At 48.6% G+C, this 19,612-nt stretch carries 13 protein-coding genes, 3 tRNA genes and 3 rRNA genes; 14 read left to right on the forward strand and 5 right to left on the reverse strand.

Annotated elements, in window-relative coordinates:
- The first annotated feature begins 11 nt into the window (after positions 1-11).
- From ubiD to LY387_RS00315, 10 genes are all read left to right on the forward strand, one after another.
- Positions 12-1,877: a 4-hydroxy-3-polyprenylbenzoate decarboxylase gene (gene ubiD, locus LY387_RS00270; RefSeq protein WP_234494927.1), complete on the forward strand. Its 1,866-nt coding sequence runs from the start codon at positions 12-14 to the stop codon at positions 1,875-1,877.
- On the forward strand, positions 1,874-2,146 hold the full coding sequence (locus LY387_RS00275; RefSeq protein ID WP_234494928.1) for a 2Fe-2S iron-sulfur cluster-binding protein: 273 nt from the start codon (positions 1,874-1,876) through the stop codon (positions 2,144-2,146). Before ubiD ends, LY387_RS00275 begins: the two co-directional genes overlap by 4 nt.
- A 12-nt stretch (positions 2,147-2,158) precedes the next feature.
- On the forward strand, positions 2,159-2,872 hold the full coding sequence (gene fre, locus LY387_RS00280) for an NAD(P)H-flavin reductase (RefSeq protein WP_234494929.1): 714 nt from the start codon (positions 2,159-2,161) through the stop codon (positions 2,870-2,872).
- Positions 2,873-3,404: 532 nt separating this feature from the next.
- Positions 3,405-4,956, forward strand: a 16S ribosomal RNA gene (locus tag LY387_RS00285).
- A gap of 66 nt (positions 4,957-5,022) precedes the next feature.
- Positions 5,023-5,099: transfer RNA gene (locus LY387_RS00290), tRNA-Ile, on the forward strand.
- A 40-nt stretch (positions 5,100-5,139) separates the two neighbouring features.
- Positions 5,140-5,215, forward strand: a tRNA-Ala gene (locus LY387_RS00295).
- A gap of 293 nt (positions 5,216-5,508) precedes the next feature.
- Positions 5,509-8,396, forward strand: a 23S ribosomal RNA gene (locus LY387_RS00300).
- A 127-nt stretch (positions 8,397-8,523) separates the two neighbouring features.
- Positions 8,524-8,639: ribosomal RNA gene (rrf, locus tag LY387_RS00305) — 5S ribosomal RNA — on the forward strand.
- The 16S, 23S and 5S rRNA genes sit together here with 3 tRNA genes alongside, the layout of an rRNA operon.
- Positions 8,640-8,709: 70 nt before the next feature.
- Positions 8,710-8,800, forward strand: a tRNA-Ser gene (locus tag LY387_RS00310).
- Positions 8,801-8,980: 180 nt separating this feature from the next.
- Positions 8,981-9,946, forward strand: coding sequence for an ecdysteroid 22-kinase family protein (locus LY387_RS00315; RefSeq protein WP_234494930.1), 966 nt, complete (start codon positions 8,981-8,983; stop codon positions 9,944-9,946).
- A 41-nt stretch (positions 9,947-9,987) separates the two neighbouring features.
- Here LY387_RS00315 and LY387_RS00320 read toward each other — a convergent pair whose 3' ends face one another.
- Genes LY387_RS00320 through hemC form a run of 4 tightly spaced genes read right to left on the reverse strand, consistent with a single transcriptional unit; the run spans position 9,988 to position 14,040 of the window.
- Positions 9,988-11,169, reverse strand: coding sequence for a heme biosynthesis protein HemY (locus tag LY387_RS00320; protein ID WP_234494931.1), 1,182 nt, complete (start codon positions 11,167-11,169; stop codon positions 9,988-9,990).
- The gene (locus tag LY387_RS00325; protein WP_234494932.1) at positions 11,169-12,353 is read right to left on the reverse strand and encodes a uroporphyrinogen-III C-methyltransferase; all 1,185 of its coding nucleotides are present in this window, start codon (positions 12,351-12,353) and stop codon (positions 11,169-11,171) included. Before LY387_RS00325 ends, LY387_RS00320 begins: the two co-directional genes overlap by 1 nt.
- Positions 12,337-13,095: a uroporphyrinogen-III synthase gene (locus tag LY387_RS00330; RefSeq protein ID WP_234494933.1), complete on the reverse strand. Its 759-nt coding sequence runs from the start codon at positions 13,093-13,095 to the stop codon at positions 12,337-12,339. The genes LY387_RS00325 and LY387_RS00330 overlap by 17 nt, the downstream gene beginning before the upstream one ends.
- A 6-nt stretch (positions 13,096-13,101) precedes the next feature.
- Entirely contained in the window at positions 13,102-14,040 is a 939-nt protein-coding gene (gene hemC, locus LY387_RS00335; protein ID WP_234494934.1) for a hydroxymethylbilane synthase, read from the reverse strand.
- 343 nt (positions 14,041-14,383) lie between these two features.
- Here hemC and LY387_RS00340 point away from each other — a divergent pair, with 343 nt between their 5' ends.
- On the forward strand, positions 14,384-16,918 hold the full coding sequence (locus LY387_RS00340; protein WP_234494935.1) for a class I adenylate cyclase: 2,535 nt from the start codon (positions 14,384-14,386) through the stop codon (positions 16,916-16,918).
- Positions 16,919-16,934: 16 nt separating this feature from the next.
- On the opposite strand, the gene cyaY is transcribed toward LY387_RS00340, so the two are convergent.
- On the reverse strand, positions 16,935-17,249 hold the full coding sequence (gene cyaY / locus LY387_RS00345) for an iron donor protein CyaY (protein WP_128650156.1): 315 nt from the start codon (positions 17,247-17,249) through the stop codon (positions 16,935-16,937).
- A 74-nt stretch (positions 17,250-17,323) separates the two neighbouring features.
- Between cyaY and lptM the strand changes: the two genes are divergently transcribed.
- From lptM to dapF, 3 genes are read left to right on the forward strand one after another with little or no spacing between them, the layout of a single operon-like run.
- Positions 17,324-17,443, forward strand: a complete 120-nt coding sequence (gene lptM / locus LY387_RS27240) for an LPS translocon maturation chaperone LptM (RefSeq protein WP_419153417.1) — start codon at positions 17,324-17,326, stop codon at positions 17,441-17,443.
- Positions 17,444-17,479: 36 nt separating this feature from the next.
- The gene (lysA, locus tag LY387_RS00355; RefSeq protein ID WP_234494936.1) at positions 17,480-18,733 is read left to right on the forward strand and encodes a diaminopimelate decarboxylase; all 1,254 of its coding nucleotides are present in this window, start codon (positions 17,480-17,482) and stop codon (positions 18,731-18,733) included.
- Positions 18,734-18,743: 10 nt separating this feature from the next.
- On the forward strand, positions 18,744-19,574 hold the full coding sequence (gene dapF, locus LY387_RS00360) for a diaminopimelate epimerase (RefSeq protein ID WP_042478753.1): 831 nt from the start codon (positions 18,744-18,746) through the stop codon (positions 19,572-19,574).
- The last annotated feature ends 38 nt before the right edge of the window (positions 19,575-19,612 follow it).

Genomic DNA, 19,612 nt, shown 5'->3' on the forward strand with positions numbered 1-19,612 from the left:
AAGTATCCCCTATGATTTACAAGGACTTACGTGATTTCACACAGCACCTGGAAAGCCAGGGGCTGCTCAAGCGCATCTCGCATCCCGTCGACCCTGATTATGAAATGACGGAGATCAGCGATAGGACTCTGCGAGCTGGTGGACCAGCATTGCTGTTCGAAAATCCAATCGGCTACGACATGCCGGTATTGACTAATCTCTTCGGCACGCCACAGCGAGTGGCGATGGGGATGGGACGAGAGCAAGTATCCGAGCTTAGAGAAGTAGGCAAACTACTGGCCTACCTAAAAGAACCTGAGCCACCTCGTGGATTCAAAGACGCGATCAATAAAATCCCTCTGTTTAAGAAAGTGCTGCACATGCCGGCCAAAAGGCTGCGTAAAGCCGCTTGCCAGCAAGTCGTTTGGCAAGGTGATGAGGTCGATCTTGATAAAATCCCTGTAATGAGTTGCTGGCCTGATGACGTCGCACCCTTACTAACGTGGGGCCTAACGGTCACTAAAGGGCCGAATAAGAAGCGTCAAAATTTAGGTATCTATCGCCAACAGAAAATCGCTAAGAATAAGATCATCATGCGCTGGCTGGCGCATCGCGGTGGTGCGCTCGATCTAAGAGACTGGATGGAAACCAATCCAGGAAAGCCATTCCCGGTCTCAGTCGCATTTGGCGCTGACCCGGCTACCATTCTTGGAGCGGTGACGCCGGTACCAGATACTCTGTCTGAGTATGCGTTTGCTGGATTGCTGCGCGGCGAACGTACCGAAGTGGTCAAATCAGTTAGCAACGATCTTGAAGTGCCAGCGAGTGCCGAAATTGTCCTTGAGGGTTATATCGATCCGCAAGAATTTGCCGATGAAGGTCCGTATGGAGACCACACCGGCTACTACAACGAAAAAGAAAAGCACCACGTCTTTACTATCACGCACATTACTATGCGTGAAAACCCTATCTATCACAGCACTTATACAGGCCGCCCACCAGATGAACCGGCAGTACTCGGGGTGTCGCTGAACGAAGTCTTTGTGCCTATCTTGCAAAAGCAGTTCCCGGAAATCGAAGACTTCTATCTTCCGCCAGAAGGATGTTCGTATCGGATGGCGGTGGTAACAATGAAGAAGCAATACCCAGGGCACGCTAAGCGCGTGATGATGGGGGTATGGTCTTTCTTGCGTCAGTTCATGTACACCAAGTTTGTGATTGTCTGTGATGAAAGCGTTAATGGTCGCGATTGGCAACAAGTCACCCAAGCTATGAATGATCATATGGTACCGAGTCGCGATACCTTGATGATTGAAAGCACGCCAATAGATTCCTTGGACTTTGCATCACCGGTTACTGGTTTAGGTTCCAAAATGGGACTGGATGCCACGATTAAGTGGGATGCAGAGTTGGAGTTGGAGGCGGCTAAGTATCAAACAACACTAGATATCGAACGCTCGAATAGTTGGGATGAAACCTTATTGACGAAACAGGTTACAGCTCAATATCCAGAAGTGATTGACTTGTATATTGCACCGGGAACGGGTACAAATCGTATGGTACTGCTGACTCTAGATAAGCAACGCGCAGGTCAAGCTATTGAGGTAATGAAAGGAGTAGAGACTATACTCTCACCTTATCTGGTGGCTAAGTTTATTGTTGCCTGCGACCAAGACGTGAACGTGCGTGATTGGAATGACGTGATTTGGGCGATTACTACGAGAATGGACCCGTCCAGAGATACATTGCTGGTCAACGATAGCACCTCTAGAGCTTATTTAGATGCAACCAATAAACTTGAAGACGAAGTGACGCGTGAGTGGGGCATACCAATTAAAAAAGACCCAGCATTGGTTGCAAAGATAGACAGCATTTGGGATGAACTCAATATCCTATGACAAAGCGAGTAGTGCTCAAGCCTCAGAACCTTGAGTTTATAGTCGAAGAAGGGCAGACAGTGTTAGAGGCTGCGCTCAACCAGAATCTTGCTTTTCCTCACCGCTGCCAGGTGGGGGCCTGCGCTTCTTGTTTATGCCGTATCGAGTCGGGTACGGTGGACTATGATTTGGAACCATTACTTACCGAGAAAGAAAAGCAGCAAGGTTGGATGTTCTCCTGCCTTGCTTATCCAAAGAGTGATTTGGTGATCACCTTTGGAGACGAATAAAAGAGATAAACCATGACCATCAATTGTAAAGTTAAGTCTATTGAGCCTTTAGCAGCGAATACCTATCAGATTTTGCTGCACCCAGAACAGCCTGTTAGCTTTAAAGCAGGTCAATATTTAATGGTAGTAATGGGTGAGGCCGACAAGCGTCCGTTCTCTATTGCTAGCAGCCCTTGCCGTCATGAAGGCGAGATCGAACTCCACATTGGTGCTGCGGAGCACAATGCTTATGCGCTAGAAGTGGTTGAATCAATGAAGCATGCACTTGAAGTGGGTGGCGACATTCAGATTGATGCCCCTCATGGCGAAGCATGGATTCGTGAAGATAGCCAACGCCCAATTCTATTGATTGCTGGTGGCACAGGCTTTAGCTATGTACGTTCTATTCTTGATCACTGCATCAGCCAAAACATTGCGCAGCCTATCTATCTCTATTGGGGTGGTCGCGATGAGGCTCAGCTATATGCCAAACAAGAGCTAACTGACATCGCTAATGCTCATGAGCGCATTCAGTTCATTCCTGTTATTGAAGAAACTTTGGCTGAGTGGACCGGTAAACAAGGCAACGTACTTCAAGCGGTCAGTGAAGATTTTGATTCACTTGCAGATTTCGATATCTATATAGCAGGCCGTTTCGAAATGGCTGGCGCTGCACGTGAACAGTTCACGCAAAACAAGCAAGCTAAGTCTGATCACATGTATGGTGATGCGTACGCATTTATCTAATTGTTAGTGATTTGTGGCTAAAAGGAGAGTTTTTATACTCTCCTTTTTGTTTTTTGATGGTATTTCAATCAAAAGAACGTTTTTTCTAAAAAATATTGAAAAAGGGGTTGCGCGGCTTCTCATTCTCCCTATAATGCGCACCACACCAAACGGGAGGGCAGCAAAGCAAGAGCCCAACAGGTTTGGCGGGCAAAAAGCCTAAACGAAAATAATTTGAAAAAGTGGTTGACACGACAAGTTATCTAGTTAAAATGGCCGCCCACTTCGAGAGAAAAGCCGAAAGGCTCAAAAACGAAAGTTTAGCTTCTCGAAGAAACGTTCTTTAAAAATTTAAACCTATCAATCTGTGTGGGCACTCGTTGATGATAATCAAATTAGATATTTCTCTTAATAAAGAGCGGTATCAAATTAGGTTTCAATGAAACGAAGTGACCATTGAATCGAAAGATTCAGCACAGTCAATTCAAACATTACTTATGTAATGTTCAGTATTCATTGAGCCTCCCCTATTTATTTAGGGAATCAAAACTTTAAATTGAAGAGTTTGATCATGGCTCAGATTGAACGCTGGCGGCAGGCCTAACACATGCAAGTCGAGCGGAAACGAGTTAACTGAACCTTCGGGGAACGTTAACGGCGTCGAGCGGCGGACGGGTGAGTAATGCCTGGGAAATTGCCCTGATGTGGGGGATAACCATTGGAAACGATGGCTAATACCGCATAATAGCTTCGGCTCAAAGAGGGGGACCTTCGGGCCTCTCGCGTCAGGATATGCCCAGGTGGGATTAGCTAGTTGGTGAGGTAATGGCTCACCAAGGCGACGATCCCTAGCTGGTCTGAGAGGATGATCAGCCACACTGGAACTGAGACACGGTCCAGACTCCTACGGGAGGCAGCAGTGGGGAATATTGCACAATGGGCGCAAGCCTGATGCAGCCATGCCGCGTGTGTGAAGAAGGCCTTCGGGTTGTAAAGCACTTTCAGTCGTGAGGAAGGCGGTGTCGTTAATAGCGGCATCGTTTGACGTTAGCGACAGAAGAAGCACCGGCTAACTCCGTGCCAGCAGCCGCGGTAATACGGAGGGTGCGAGCGTTAATCGGAATTACTGGGCGTAAAGCGCATGCAGGTGGTTAGTTAAGTCAGATGTGAAAGCCCGGGGCTCAACCTCGGAACTGCATTTGAAACTGGCTGACTAGAGTACTGTAGAGGGGGGTAGAATTTCAGGTGTAGCGGTGAAATGCGTAGAGATCTGAAGGAATACCGGTGGCGAAGGCGGCCCCCTGGACAGATACTGACACTCAGATGCGAAAGCGTGGGGAGCAAACAGGATTAGATACCCTGGTAGTCCACGCCGTAAACGATGTCTACTTGGAGGTTGTGGCCTTGAGCCGTGGCTTTCGGAGCTAACGCGTTAAGTAGACCGCCTGGGGAGTACGGTCGCAAGATTAAAACTCAAATGAATTGACGGGGGCCCGCACAAGCGGTGGAGCATGTGGTTTAATTCGATGCAACGCGAAGAACCTTACCTACTCTTGACATCCAGAGAACTTAGCAGAGATGCTTTGGTGCCTTCGGGAACTCTGAGACAGGTGCTGCATGGCTGTCGTCAGCTCGTGTTGTGAAATGTTGGGTTAAGTCCCGCAACGAGCGCAACCCTTATCCTTGTTTGCCAGCACTTCGGGTGGGAACTCCAGGGAGACTGCCGGTGATAAACCGGAGGAAGGTGGGGACGACGTCAAGTCATCATGGCCCTTACGAGTAGGGCTACACACGTGCTACAATGGCGCATACAGAGGGCGGCCAACTTGCGAAAGTGAGCGAATCCCAAAAAGTGCGTCGTAGTCCGGATTGGAGTCTGCAACTCGACTCCATGAAGTCGGAATCGCTAGTAATCGTGGATCAGAATGCCACGGTGAATACGTTCCCGGGCCTTGTACACACCGCCCGTCACACCATGGGAGTGGGCTGCAAAAGAAGTGGGTAGTTTAACCTTCGGGAGGACGCTCACCACTTTGTGGTTCATGACTGGGGTGAAGTCGTAACAAGGTAGCCCTAGGGGAACCTGGGGCTGGATCACCTCCTTATACGAAAGATTATTGCGATGAGTGTTCACACAGATTGATACGGTTTATGAATTAAAGACGATGCTTGGGTCTGTAGCTCAGGTGGTTAGAGCGTTCGCCTGATAAGCGAGAGGTCGGTGGTTCAAGTCCACTCAGACCCACCAATCTTCCTCCCAGATGATTGGCGGTAAGCATCACACTGATGGGGCTATAGCTCAGCTGGGAGAGCGCCTGCCTTGCACGCAGGAGGTCAGCAGTTCGATCCTGCTTAGCTCCACCATCTTTAAGTGTTTTCTCTTTGAGAATATTTAAAAATGGTTTCTTTCTTTAAATAGAAAGCAAATCTCGTTCTTTAAAAATTTGGAAAGCTGACGAATAACATTTGATTAATGTTATTCAATTAAAAGTTCTCAAATCCTATATCGAAAGATGTAGGTACCAACACACATTCAAGTGTTCTTGGAATTTGAGTCCGGCAAAATCGAGTCTGCATCATGTATAAAAATTGCAGACAACTTTGGTTGTTTGATTAAACAATCTCATGGTTTCATCTGAAACTCTTTGGGGTTGTATGGTTAAGTGACTAAGCGTACACGGTGGATGCCTTGGCAGTCAGAGGCGATGAAAGGCGTAATAACTTGCGATAAGCTCAGATTAGGTAGTAATAACCTTTGAGTCTGAGATTCCTGAATGGGGAAACCCACCTACATAAGTAGGTATCGCTGAGTGAATACATAGCTCAGCGAGGCGAACCGGGGGAACTGAAACATCTAAGTACCCCGAGGAAGAGAAATCAACCGAGATTCCGAAAGTAGCGGCGAGCGAAATTGGATTAGCCCTTAAGCTTTTAATGAGACAGGTGAAGGCTCTGGAAAGTGCCGCGATACAGGGTGATAGCCCCGTAACCGACATCTCATCATCAGTGAAATCGAGTAGGGCGGGACACGTGATATCCTGTCTGAATATGGGGGGACCATCCTCCAAGGCTAAATACTACTGACTGACCGATAGTGAACCAGTACCGTGAGGGAAAGGCGAAAAGAACCCCTGTGAGGGGAGTGAAATAGAACCTGAAACCGTGTACGTACAAGCAGTAGGAGCACCTTCGTGGTGTGACTGCGTACCTTTTGTATAATGGGTCAGCGACTTATATTCAGTGGCAAGGTTAACCGTTTAGGGGAGCCGTAGGGAAACCGAGTCTTAACTGGGCGTTCAGTCTCTGGATATAGACCCGAAACCAGGTGATCTAGCCATGGGCAGGTTGAAGGTTGAGTAACATCAACTGGAGGACCGAACCGACTAATGTTGAAAAATTAGCGGATGACTTGTGGCTAGGGGTGAAAGGCCAATCAAACCTGGAGATAGCTGGTTCTCCCCGAAATCTATTTAGGTAGAGCCTCGGACGAATACTACTGGGGGTAGAGCACTGTTAAGGCTAGGGGGTCATCCCGACTTACCAACCCTTTGCAAACTCCGAATACCAGTAAGTACTATCCGGGAGACACACGGCGGGTGCTAACGTCCGTCGTGGAGAGGGAAACAACCCAGACCGCCAGCTAAGGTCCCAAATTATAGCTAAGTGGGAAACGATGTGGGAAGGCTTAGACAGCTAGGATGTTGGCTTAGAAGCAGCCATCATTTAAAGAAAGCGTAATAGCTCACTAGTCGAGTCGGCCTGCGCGGAAGATGTAACGGGGCTAAGCTATAAACCGAAGCTGCGGCAATATACTTTGTATATTGGGTAGGGGAGCGTTCTGTAAGCCGTTGAAGGTGAACTGTAAGGTTTGCTGGAGGTATCAGAAGTGCGAATGCTGACATGAGTAACGATAAAGGGGGTGAAAAACCTCCTCGCCGGAAGACCAAGGGTTCCTGTCCAACGTTAATCGGGGCAGGGTGAGTCGACCCCTAAGGCGAGGCCGAAAGGCGTAGTCGATGGGAAACGGGTTAATATTCCCGTACTTCTTACAATTGCGATGGGGGGACGGAGAAGGCTAGGTGGGCCTGGCGACGGTTGTCCAGGTTCAAGTGCGTAGGCTTGAGAGTTAGGTAAATCCGGCTCTCTTTAAGGCTGAGACACGACGTCGAGCTACTACGGTAGTGAAGTCATTGATGCCATGCTTCCAGGAAAAGCCTCTAAGCTTCAGATTGTAAGGAATCGTACCCCAAACCGACACAGGTGGTCGGGTAGAGAATACCAAGGCGCTTGAGAGAACTCGGGTGAAGGAACTAGGCAAAATGGTACCGTAACTTCGGGAGAAGGTACGCTCCTCGCGGTGAAGTCCCTTGCGGATGGAGCTATGGGGAGTCGCAGATACCAGGTGGCTGCAACTGTTTATTAAAAACACAGCACTGTGCAAAATCGTAAGATGACGTATACGGTGTGACGCCTGCCCGGTGCCGGAAGGTTAATTGATGGGGTTAGACTTCGGTCGAAGCTCTTGATCGAAGCCCCGGTAAACGGCGGCCGTAACTATAACGGTCCTAAGGTAGCGAAATTCCTTGTCGGGTAAGTTCCGACCTGCACGAATGGCGTAATGATGGCCACGCTGTCTCCACCCGAGACTCAGTGAAATTGAAATCGCTGTGAAGATGCAGTGTACCCGCGGCTAGACGGAAAGACCCCGTGAACCTTTACTACAGCTTGGCACTGAACATTGACCCTACATGTGTAGGATAGGTGGGAGGCTTTGAAACTAGTACGCCAGTATTAGTGGAGCCGTCCTTGAAATACCACCCTTGTAGTGTTGATGTTCTAACGTCGACCCCTTATCGGGGTTGCGGACAGTGCCTGGTGGGTAGTTTGACTGGGGCGGTCTCCTCCCAAAGAGTAACGGAGGAGCACGAAGGTGGGCTAATCACGGTTGGACATCGTGAGGTTAGTGCAATGGCATAAGCCCGCTTGACTGCGAGAATGACAATTCGAGCAGGTGCGAAAGCAGGTCATAGTGATCCGGTGGTTCTGAATGGAAGGGCCATCGCTCAACGGATAAAAGGTACTCCGGGGATAACAGGCTGATACCGCCCAAGAGTTCATATCGACGGCGGTGTTTGGCACCTCGATGTCGGCTCATCACATCCTGGGGCTGAAGTCGGTCCCAAGGGTATGGCTGTTCGCCATTTAAAGTGGTACGCGAGCTGGGTTTAGAACGTCGTGAGACAGTTCGGTCCCTATCTGCCGTGGGCGTTGGAAGATTGAAGGGGGCTGCTCCTAGTACGAGAGGACCGGAGTGGACGAACCTCTGGTGTTCGGGTTGTGATGCCAATCGCATTGCCCGGTAGCTAAGTTCGGAATCGATAACCGCTGAAAGCATCTAAGCGGGAAGCGAGCCCTGAGATGAGTCTTCCCTGGCACTTTAAGTGTCCTAAAGGGTTGTTCGAGACTAGAACGTTGATAGGCAGGGTGTGTAAGCGTTGTGAGGCGTTGAGCTAACCTGTACTAATTGCCCGTGAGGCTTAACCATACAACACCCAAAGGGTTTTGATGGACTCAAAGTAAGAACATTGAATGTGTATGAGAACACATTAACAGCTTTCCAGATATTTTGGCTTTTAGCTTTTTTGAAAAGCTGAAAACCAAAGCAGAATTTGCTTGGCGACCATAGCGTTGTGGACCCACCTGACTCCATGCCGAACTCAGAAGTGAAACGCAATAGCGCCGATGGTAGTGTGGGGCTTCCCCATGTGAGAGTAGGACATCGCCAGGCTTTAAATACTGTTACTTGCAATAGTAAGTAACCACATCATCAGTGTACTAATCTGTTGATGACAATTTGTGGAGAGATGGCTGAGTGGTCGAAAGCACCGGTCTTGAAAACCGGCAACCGTTAATAGCGGTTCTAGGGTTCAAATCCCTATCTCTCCGCCACATTAGAAAGCCCGCTGAGAAATCAGCGGGCTTTTTTCTTATCTGCAACTCTTCAAAAAACCCATACTTACTGCTTACCTGACTAACCCTTCCGTTTAATGGTATTGTCTGTCACAGTGAGCATCAGTTTCTATTTCTAGAGGTATCTGAGGTTTGAGTTCCAGCCCGTATGAGCCAACGTTGGCAATAAAAAAACTGATTGGTGAAACGCATCGAGTGATCTCTAAAGAGCCGATACAGAGCCTTTGGAGTGGCTATGGACAGTTGTTTAGAGTAACTACGGACAATCCAGGGCTGCCAAGTATGGTCATTAAGTCAATCGACTTGCCAGAGCTGGCGCCGGAGTATCATCCGAAAGGATGGAACACCCAGTTATCGAACGAGAGAAAATTAAAGTCCTATCAGGTTGAGTTTAATTGGTATCGGCAATACGTCTCTCAAATGCCTTTTGGCTGGGCACCAGGCTGTTTAGCAGCGATCAACCATGGTTCGCACTATGATCTCGTTTTGGAGGATCTCAGGCTTCAAGAACGTGCGAGAGTGGTAAAAAAACCAACGACGGATGAAGTAAAAGCCGTATTGAGCTGGCTAGCCCGCTTTCATGCCTTTTGGCTCGATACGAAGCCTGTAGGCCTTTGGGAGCAGGGAACCTATTGGCATTTGCCTACCCGCCCCGACGAATGGCAAGCAATGACGCCAAGCCGATACAAACAGGCGGCTAAGCGTATTGATGACATACTTAATCGCTGTCGATATCAGACCTTGGTGCATGGTGATGCGAAGCTTGCTAATTTTTGCTTTAATCAATCAGGCTCCGAGGTCAGCGCGGTGGATTTCCAATACGTTGGCGGTGGTGTGGGCGTAAAAGATGTGGCTCTGTTCTTCACTACAGTACTCAACTTCGATGATGCGCAGCTATCGATCGACGACTATGTTGAGTTTTACTTTCAAGCGCTGAAGGTGGCTTTAGAGGAATATCAACCCGACGTTGACTCTAATGATGTGTGTCAGGAGTGGCGCGCGTTATTGGGGCTGGCATGGGCGGATTATCAACGATTTTTGCTTGGTTGGAGCCCCGTTCATACCAGAGTGAATGCCTTTACTAATCGACTCACTCTTCAAGCATTAGACGATTTCCAGCTATAAAAAAAGCTCCCAAGGGAGCTTTTTATGCATAGACTGATAGCTTATTTACTTTCGATTAGGGTCAATGCCTTACGAGAAACTTCACCTGCTGCTTTAGTCAGGTTCTGCTTCTCTAATGTGTCTGCTAAATAGGCGTAGTCAGAGACATCTGGGCGGATAGATAACGCACGCTCGAAATGACGCTGTGCTTCTGGCCATTTTTCATCACGGAAATAGAACTGTGCTAATGCGCTTTGTGCTTTTGCATTATCTGGTTGCTTCTTCACGACATCTTCGAGCATCACAACAACGGGATGCGCGTCTGCTAGGTTAAGTTCTGGTAGCAACGTATACAGCTCGTCATGCCCCTGCTTCTTGAGCGTCTCTTTGATAACCGTAAACGCTTCTGCGTCTGCCTTACGAGCGATAAGCTGCTTGGTGAAGCATCCGACTAAGTGCGTGCTTTGGCGTGTCTTACGAGGTAGTTTATTCCAATGGCTGATTAAGCCTTCACTGCCTTGCTGGCTAGCGATGTCTTCAAGCAGACCACACTGAGCTCGCTCTTCTAATTCCGCTTGCTCTTCAGTATCGATGAGTTTTGCTTTGTTTAGCTTAGGCAGAAGATCAATCAGAGCCTGCCATTCGCCAAGTTCGCGATAGGTTGTCTTCAGTAGGCTTAAAACGATGGTGTTACTTGGGTGTTCAGCTTTTAATGTCTCAAGAGTCGACGCTGCGACTTCCCATTCTTCTTCGCGGACTGCTTGTTTAGCTCGAGTAAGCTGCACGGCCAGCTCAGAGTTTTCTTGTTGAGAAGCAAGATCTAGGTAGTGGTCACGCTTTGCTTTATCGCCTTGTCCCAACGCTGCCTCTGACGCCACCAGATAACACAGTAGTGGCATGTCGTGGTAATTCGCCCAGCGAGTTACTTTCTTCTCTGCGAGCTTCCAGTCACCCTCTAGTAGCTTAACGATACCTTCATTGGTATAGCGGCGAGAGCGACGCATTTTGCGCACACTAAAGTAATTAAAGGTGGTCACACTGGTGTAGAGAATTTTCTTGATGATGTACTCAAGTAGAAACAGTGCTGCAAGCGCAGCGATCACAAACACTACAAGCGTGGTGACACTCATCTCGATGGTCTTATCAGCAATCGAGATCAGCACATAGCCTTGTTGACCGGAAAACTGCGTACCAACAAATAGACCTGCGCCAAGGACGACGAAGAGAAAAATTAATCGAATCATTATTTCTCCTCCGTGATGATGGTAGTGACTTCACGGCGTAAACGCTCGCTGATCACGTCAGACAGCTTCGCTTGCGTTTCTAGCTTAACTGGATAGTCGACCTGAATGTTTTGTTGACTAAGCTTGCCAAGTGCAGCGTTAAACTCTTTGACGCTATTGTTATCCATATCGAAGAAGGATTCTGACCACTCTTCAGCCGTCTCTAGCGACATCTTGTAGATCTCACCTTGCTCCTCGTAGGTCGCACGAATCGCGGTCTCGATTTTAGACTTGATGTTTTCTCTCAAATAGAAGTGCTGCTCAGGAGACAATAGCGGAATCACATTCCCGTCGCGGCTGCGGAAGGTAATGAAGTTTTCTGAGAAATCCTTCAGTGATGTCATTAGGTTGTCTTGCCAGTCATAGATGTCTTGCGATACTTGGCGCTTCTCAACAGCAGGGGCATCAGGAAGGATCGCATTAGCCAGCGGAAGTTGGTCGACTTGGCGCTGCAGTGAGGTTAAGCGTAGTACTAGCCCGTCACGGTCAATCAAAGGCACGGTACGAAGCTTAGTAATGTCGTTTGCCATGGATTGACGTAGGGATACAAGGCTTGGGTCGTTTAGCGCAGCGATACGTTGGTCCGCACTTTCCATCAAGCGTGTCGCACTGACGACATCATGCTCCAAAAACAGTTTGCGGCCCGCCAGTTTAACCAGGTAATCCGCTTCTGCTAACAGCCAGTCATTAGGACGGCGACCTTTTACATCCGCCACGGCAAGTTGCAGGCTTTCAATGCTCTTTTTCTGCTGGCCAAGCACGACTTCGGCTTTGTGGGTCATGGTTTTTGCTTGTTCCAGCGTATCTGCCTGAACCTGCTGCATCTCAGAACTCAATGAGCTTTGTGATGCTTTAATCTGTGCTTCAAGCCTTGCAATGCGAGCTTCATAATCGCCCGCTTGCTTTTGCATCATGAACGTCATGCCACCACCAAGCAGCAGTGCAAGGATAATGGCTGCGGTACCGAGCTTCACGCCGCGCTTACCCTGCTTTTCTTCAAATTCAGGTGATTTAGGTTGCGAGCTTTCTGCTTCCGATGCTGGCGCTTCAGGCTCGATCGATTCTTGGGTGTTCTCTGGGGCTAGAGTAGTAACGTCTTGTTTGTCTTCCGACTGGATTTGCTCGTCTTTATTTTTGTTCGTCATTGTTAAGTCCTGTTTTTAGACGCTGGAGAGCAGCAAATAGAGTAGAGTTCGATGCACCTTGGGTGTTCGTTACGTTATTAAATCCCTGTGTCATCGCGAGATTAGCGATTCGTTCACTTGGAACCAAAAGCTGATGTTGTCTTAACCAGTCATGGTTTGACTCTGGTACTTGAGACAGCAAATATTCAAGTTGTTCACCGCTTGTGACCACTAACGTGTCAGTTTTACTATCTTGCCAGTGCTCGAGGGCTTGTTTATCGAACGAGCGATACTGACGCTGATACATTTCCAGATATTGCACATATGCACCGCGTTTCGTCAACTGCTCGTAAATGAGTTCACGCCCGCCATTACCTCGGAGGATGGTCACGACTTGTCCTGAAATCTGTGCAAGCTCTGGCAAAGCGAGCAGGTGCTCACTGTCGCTTATCGAGGGATAGTTTACGTTTTGTTGTACCAGTTTGCTTAATTCATGTGCGGTTTTTTGACCAACGCCAAGATAAATAGCCTGTTTAGGCGCGCAAACGGAGGTGCGGTTGAGGTAGTGCTCTAGACCTTGCACTGCGTATTGGCTGACGGCGATGACGATGTCTGATTGACAAAAGTGCGCACTGTCGGCTGCTTGAATAGTGGGAAAAGAAATGTCAATAAGAGGATAGTGGAGGGCAAAGCCCCCCATACGTTCGATTTGTTTACAGAGTTCGGCACCTTGGGTTTCAGGCCTTGTTACCAGTACTCTCATCTCGCATTACTCGTGATCTTGATAGAGTTTCTCTAGAATTTCTTTTGCGCCGTCGTTTAGGAGCTGGTTAGCAAGTTGCACACCTAACGCTTCGGCATCTTTGCGACTACCTTGGATTTCACCGCGAATGATTTTGCTACCATCGGGTTCACCCACTAAAGCGCGTAGCCAGATGTAGTCGCCATCAATTAAAGAATAGCTGCCGATTGGAACCTGGCAGCCACCTTCAAGAGTTAGGTTCATTGCGCGCTCGCAGCGTACGCGGTCTGCCGTTTCTGCATGGTTCAAAGGCTCAAGTAGCTTGATAAGGCGCTCATCATCGAGGCGGCACTCAATGCCAACTGCACCTTGACCAACGGCAGGTAGCGATTCTTCTGGCTCGATAAAGCTGCGAATGCGAGACTCAAGCTCTAAGCGCTTAAGACCTGCTGCGGCGAGAATTATGGCGTCGTACTCACCGTTGTCGAGTTTGCCTAGACGGGTGCCGACATTGCCTCGTAGCTCCTTGATGATGAGGTCTGGGCGCTGCTCTTTTAGCTGGCATTGTCTGCGCAAGCTACACGTGCCCACGACAGCGCCTTGTGGTAGTTCGCTAATGCTCGCATAGGTATTAGAGACAAATGCGTCGCGCGGGTCTTCGCGCTCACAGATAGTGACTAGACCAAGCCCCTCAGGAAAGTCGACAGGCACATCTTTCATCGAGTGAACCGCGAGGTCAGCACGACCTTCAAGCATCGCCACTTCGAGCTCTTTTACGAAAAGTCCTTTACCGCCAACCTTGGCAAGTGGGGTATCTAAAATGACATCACCTTTGGTCACCATTGTCACCAACTCAACCTCGAGTCCTGGGTGCGCAGCAATCAGGGCATCTTTTACATAGTGAGCCTGCCACAAAGCAAGTGGGCTTTTTCGGGTGGCAATTCGAATTGGCTGAGTCTGTGTCATATCGTTCTCGTAAACTTCTAGGTGGTTTCAATAGCGTAATCGTACCATCGACTCTATGAAATGCTTAGTGATTTCCCAATACCCAAAGTGAGGGATAACTTCACCGATCACAAATATTATCAATACTGTGAGTTTAATCGCATTTGTTGTGGTAACTACTGTTAGAATTGTCCGCTATGATTTGGAAGGCTAAACCAAGTCCCGCATTAGTGGGTATGAGTTGTCGTAGTGCCGAGTATTGCTTTACCGCCTATAATAAAAATGTTACATTGATCACGTTTTGAACGCTCTTTTGTTTAAAACCTATGCAAAATAGCAGTTAGATTGAATCTAGGAATCACCCTTGCAGGCATACACTCAAACTCTCATCCAAAGGTTAGATACCCTTAACCAGCAGCGTATTGAGCGCGCGCTGGCGCTTATGGATCTCCAAGGACAGCGTGTATTCCAACTGATTCCAGCCCTTTTCCATTTCAATCACCCCATTATCCCTGGCTTCTATGAAGCAGAAAGCCCATGCGGTCTGTTTGGTTTTGAAGCGAATGCTCTACAGCAGCAGTTCCTTGATGACATCGCCTTAGCGCTTGGTCAACCACTCCCTGAGCCGACAGAGAATGACATCCTTGGTCTTTACACCATGGGTAGTACCTCATCGATTGGTCAAAGTACCTCGAGTGACTTGGATATCTGGGTGTGTATTTCACCTGAGATGTCGACCAAGTCTCGTGAGAAACTCAGCAATAAATGCTTGTTGATCACCGACTGGGCCAAAGGGCTAGGGGTGGAAGCGAACTTCTTCTTGATGGATGAGGAGCGTTTTCGCAGCAACATCTCTGAGGAGATGACGGGCGACAACTGTGGCTCCTCACAACACCTGCTATTGCTTGACGAATTCTATCGCTCAGCCGTTAGGCTGGGTGGTCAGCGACTATTGTGGCAAATTGTTCCCCCTGAGATGGAGGAATGCTACGAGGATTATGTCGCTGAAATGTGCCAAAAAGGTCACATCAATTGCGATGAGTGGATCGACTTCGGTCGCTTAAATCGCATCCCAGCGGAAGAGTACTTTGGCTCTAGCCTATGGCAGCTCTATAAGAGTATCGACTCACCGTATAAATCGGTGTTAAAGGCGATCCTACTTGAGGCCTATTCTTGGGAATATCCACATACGCAACTGCTAAGCATCGACACCAAGCGTCGCTTCTTTGCCCATGAGCCTGATCTCTACGGGATGGATGCCTACTACCTGATGCTTGAGAAGGTGACTCGATACCTTGAACGTATCGGAGACTCCACGCGTCTCGACCTTGTTCGCCGCTGTTTCTATCTCAAAACACACGAGAAGCTTTCTCGTGAACCAGGCATTGGCTCTATGCCATGGCGCCGTGAAGCGCTGTCGCACATGACGACAAAATGGAACTGGTCACTTGAGGTATTGCAAGAGCTAGACGATCGCCGTAATTGGAAGGTTGAGCAGGTGATGCGCGTTCACAACGACTTGCTCGATGCGCTCATGCTTAGCTATCGTAACCTTATCCAGTTTGCACGACGCAATGACATTACTTCTGCAATCAGCCCACAAGATATCAGTATCTTGGCGCGTAAGCTGTATGCGGCATTTGAGGTGTTGCCGGGTAAGGTAACTCTGCTCAATCCGCAGATCTCGCCTGACTTACACGAGCCTGACCTTACCTTTATCGAGGTGCAGGAAGGTAAGAGCTATCAATCAGGCTGGTACCTGTACAAGCAACCGTTGATCCCACACCGAATCTTGGGTCAAGCACCACTCGAGCATAACGAGTATCTCAGTAAGCTCGTGGCGTGGGCGTTTTTTAATGGCTTGATCACTGAGTCAACACGACTCAATTCTGTGGTGCGTGATGCTCATATTGATATCGACAAGTTCTATCAAATGGTGAGCGATCTAAGAAACACCTTCTCACTGCGCAAGCGCCGCCCGAGTATGCAGGCGCTTGGTAGCCCGTGTGAAATAAGCCAGTTGGCGATGTTCATCAACTTTGAGAACGACCCAACCAAGGACTTGTCGGCAAAAGCCTCTAAAGTGGACCTCAAAAACGTTGATATCCTGAGTTTTGGTAGCGAAGGGCAGAGCCTCATCGGCTCTGTTGATCTGGTCTATCGCAACTCTTGGCATGAAGTGCGTACCCTTCATTTTGAAGGTGATACCGCTATGCTTGATGCGCTGAAGACGGTGTTGGGTAAGATGCACCAAGATGCGCTGCCGCCAGAGTCTGTCGACGTTTTCTGTTACAGCAAGAACCTTCGTGGTGTGCTGAGAAATACCGTCTACCAACTTCTCGCCGAGTGTATTGAATTGAGATTGAAGCCGATCGACCAAGAGAAGCGTCGTCGTTTCAAAGCACTCAAAGTCGCGAATCAGATGTATGGCTTATTCTTTGAGCGTCGCGGTGTGTCAGTCCAAAAGCTTGAGAACTCGGTGGACTTCTATCGCAGCATCTCGACCAATAAGCTGCAAGGCTCGCCACTGCTCATGCTTGATCGTGAAGAAGAGTATCAGCTTCCAGAAGTGGTCGATGGGTTTGCGAGTGAGGGCTTGATTCAGTTCTTCTTTGAAGACACGGATAACGGCTTCAACATCTATGTGTTGGATGAGTCGAATCAGGTGGAGGTTTACCACCAGATGCGTGGCAGTAAAGATGAGATGATCGCGAGTGTGAACAGCTTCTACACCTCCAATGTGGATAATGGTGGAGAGGTGTCATCGAAACTGATTAACTTTAACCTTCCTCAGTACTACCAGTTAGTGCATGCCGAGGAGGGAGAACCTTACATCATTCCTTATCGTAATGATGGTGGCTCTCCAAACTCGAGAAACTCAAAAGCCGTTAATGCGTAATGACTATCGATTGGGGTTAGACCCAGTCGATAGATTCGCCGGCATGCTTTTCACACTCTTCTTTTACCATCGCCATCAGCTCAAGCTGAGTCTTTGAGCATGTCCATTTGCCTTCAATCAATTTGAAGTGGAAACCACCTGATTTAGACGCTAGCCAAATCTCATGCATAGGCTCTTGGCGGTTAATGATGATTTGACTGCGGTCTTCAAATTCTAGCGTCATGACGTTGCCTGTCACTTCGTAATCGATATCTGCACCTGAATCGTCAATCGCCTCTTCGATGTTTTGCATCTGCTCATCGACTAATTGGTGAAATTCCGTGTCGTTCATTTTGTAATCCTATTGCTTTTCTAATTCGTGGTGCGATTATAGGGGGCATTGATTCAATAATCACGACATGCAAAATGAAAAAGACGATTACGGCAATTTTTATGCTCGTTGTGGTTGGACTTGCGGGATGCGGCCAAATGGGTCCACTTTATCTTCCTGCAGAAGAAGCGCCAGCAAACGAGCAAGCACAATAACCACCGCCATCGACACAGTGTAAAGGGATACAGGATTTGGATTATTTCAACTATCAGGACGATGGCCAGCTTTGGGCCGAGAATACGTCACTTACCGAACTAGCCGAGCAATACGGCACACCACTTTATGTTTATTCGCGCGCGACGCTAGAGCGTCACTGGAATGCGTTTGATAAATCTGTCGGCGATCATCCACACCTTGTGTGCTATGCGGTGAAAGCAAACTCGAACATCGGTGTACTTAATGCACTCGCACGTTTAGGCTCAGGCTTTGATATTGTCTCGGGCGGCGAGCTAGAGCGTGTGGTAGCCGCGGGCGGCGATCCAAGTAAAGTGGTTTTCTCTGGTGTTGGTAAAACGGCACAAGAGATGCGCCGCGCACTAGAGCTGGGTATTAAATGCTTTAACGTCGAGTCTGAACCAGAGCTTGAGCGTCTCAACCAAGTTGCGGGTGAAATGGGCGTGATTGCGCCAATTTCTCTGCGTATTAACCCAGATGTTGACGCCAACACGCACCCTTATATTTCAACCGGTCTTCGTGATAATAAATTCGGTATCGCATTCGACCGTGCCCCTGCAGTGTACAAGTTTGCACAAAGCCTAGACAACCTTGCGGTTCACGGTATTGATTGTCACATCGGCTCGCAGCTAACGGACATTGAACCTTTTATCGATGCGACCGATCGCTTGCTCGCGCTTATCGACCAATTGCGCGCCGACGGTGTGGATATTCGTCACCTTGATGTCGGCGGTGGTCTTGGTGTGGTTTATCGTGACGAACTGCCACCACAACCTTCGGATTATGCTAAAGCGCTACTGGCTCGCTTAGAGAACCATCCTGAGCTTGAGCTTATCTTTGAACCGGGTCGTGCAATTGCCGCGAATGCTGGCGTGCTTCTGACCAAGGTTGAATTCCTAAAACACACTGAGCACAAAAATTTCGCGATTATCGACGCGGCAATGAACGATCTTATGCGTCCTGCGCTGTACCAAGCTTGGCAAGACATCATCCCTGTAGCCCCTCGTGATGGTGACGCGACGACATACGACTTGGTCGGTCCAATTTGTGAAACGGGTGACTTTATCGGTAAAGACCGTGCCTTGGTGCTAGAGCCAAATGATTTGCTGGCTGTGCGCTCAGCGGGTGCCTATGGCTTTGTTATGTCTTCAAACTACAACACTCGCCCGCGCGTGGCGGAAGTGATGGTGGATGGAGATAAGGCACACCTTGTTCGTAAGCGTGAAACACTTGAGAGTCTTTGGGAATTAGAAAGCATTTTGCCGGAGTAACTGAACCACTATGCACTTCCACTTTTCTAAAATGCACGGTCTGGGCAACGACTTTATGGTTGTTGATTGTATTACCCAGAACGTTTTCTTTTCGCCTGAGCTTATCCGCCGTTTAGCAGATAGGCATACTGGTGTTGGTTTTGACCAATTACTGATTGTTGAAGCTCCATACGATCCAGAGACGGATTTTCATTACCGCATCTTCAATGCTGACGGTAGTGAGGTTGAGCAATGTGGTAACGGCGCGCGCTGCTTTGCTCGCTTTGTGCAGATGAAAGGGCTGACCAACAAGTACAGCATCAGTGTCAGTACCAAGAAAGGCAAAATGGTTCTTAAGTTGGAAGAGAACGATCTCGTGACGGTCAATATGGGCCAGCCGGAGTTCGAGCCAAACAAGATCCCATTTAAGGCGAAGCAGAAAGAGAAGACCTATATTCTGCGTGCTGGTGACCATACCTTGTTCTGTGGGGCAGTGAGTATGGGCAATCCGCATGTAGTGACGGTTGTTGATGATACAGAAACCGCAGACGTGGACACATTAGGCCCTCTGTTAGAGTCGCACGAGCGCTTTCCAGAGCGCGTAAACGCGGGCTTTATGCAAGTGCTGAGTCGCGGTGAAGTTAACCTTCGTGTTTATGAGCGCGGCGCGGGCGAAACACAAGCGTGTGGAAGTGGTGCTTGTGGCGCGGTTGCAGTTGGCATTGTGCAAGGTCTATTAGATGAAACCGTAAAAGTGCATCTGCCAGGTGGTGACCTTAAAATCAGTTGGAAGGGGCCGGGTCATCCGCTCTATATGACTGGCGCGGCGGCTCACGTTTTCGATGGGCAGATTTCTTGTTAGCCAATAACCCATTATACTAATGGCGGGCCGTTCACTGG

The organism is Vibrio maritimus (genome assembly GCF_021441885.1).
Classification (GTDB): Bacteria; Pseudomonadota; Gammaproteobacteria; order Enterobacterales; family Vibrionaceae; genus Vibrio; species Vibrio maritimus_B.

Excerpts from the sequence above, each read along its gene's own strand:
- ubiD (WP_234494927.1), top strand. The coding sequence starts at position 12 with ATGATTTACAAGGACTTACGTGATTTCACACAGCACCTGGAAAGCCAG.
- LY387_RS00275 (WP_234494928.1), top strand. The coding sequence starts at position 1,874 with ATGACAAAGCGAGTAGTGCTCAAGCCTCAGAACCTTGAGTTTATAGTC.
- fre (WP_234494929.1), top strand. The coding sequence starts at position 2,159 with ATGACCATCAATTGTAAAGTTAAGTCTATTGAGCCTTTAGCAGCGAAT.
- LY387_RS00320 (WP_234494931.1), bottom strand. The coding sequence starts at position 11,169 with ATGATTCGATTAATTTTTCTCTTCGTCGTCCTTGGCGCAGGTCTATTT.
- LY387_RS00325 (WP_234494932.1), bottom strand. The coding sequence starts at position 12,353 with ATGACGAACAAAAATAAAGACGAGCAAATCCAGTCGGAAGACAAACAA.
- LY387_RS00330 (WP_234494933.1), bottom strand. The coding sequence starts at position 13,095 with ATGAGAGTACTGGTAACAAGGCCTGAAACCCAAGGTGCCGAACTCTGT.
- hemC (WP_234494934.1), bottom strand. The coding sequence starts at position 14,040 with ATGACACAGACTCAGCCAATTCGAATTGCCACCCGAAAAAGCCCACTT.
- cyaY (WP_128650156.1), bottom strand. The coding sequence starts at position 17,249 with ATGAACGACACGGAATTTCACCAATTAGTCGATGAGCAGATGCAAAAC.
- lptM (WP_419153417.1), top strand. The coding sequence starts at position 17,324 with ATGAAAAAGACGATTACGGCAATTTTTATGCTCGTTGTGGTTGGACTT.
- dapF (WP_042478753.1), top strand. The coding sequence starts at position 18,744 with ATGCACTTCCACTTTTCTAAAATGCACGGTCTGGGCAACGACTTTATG.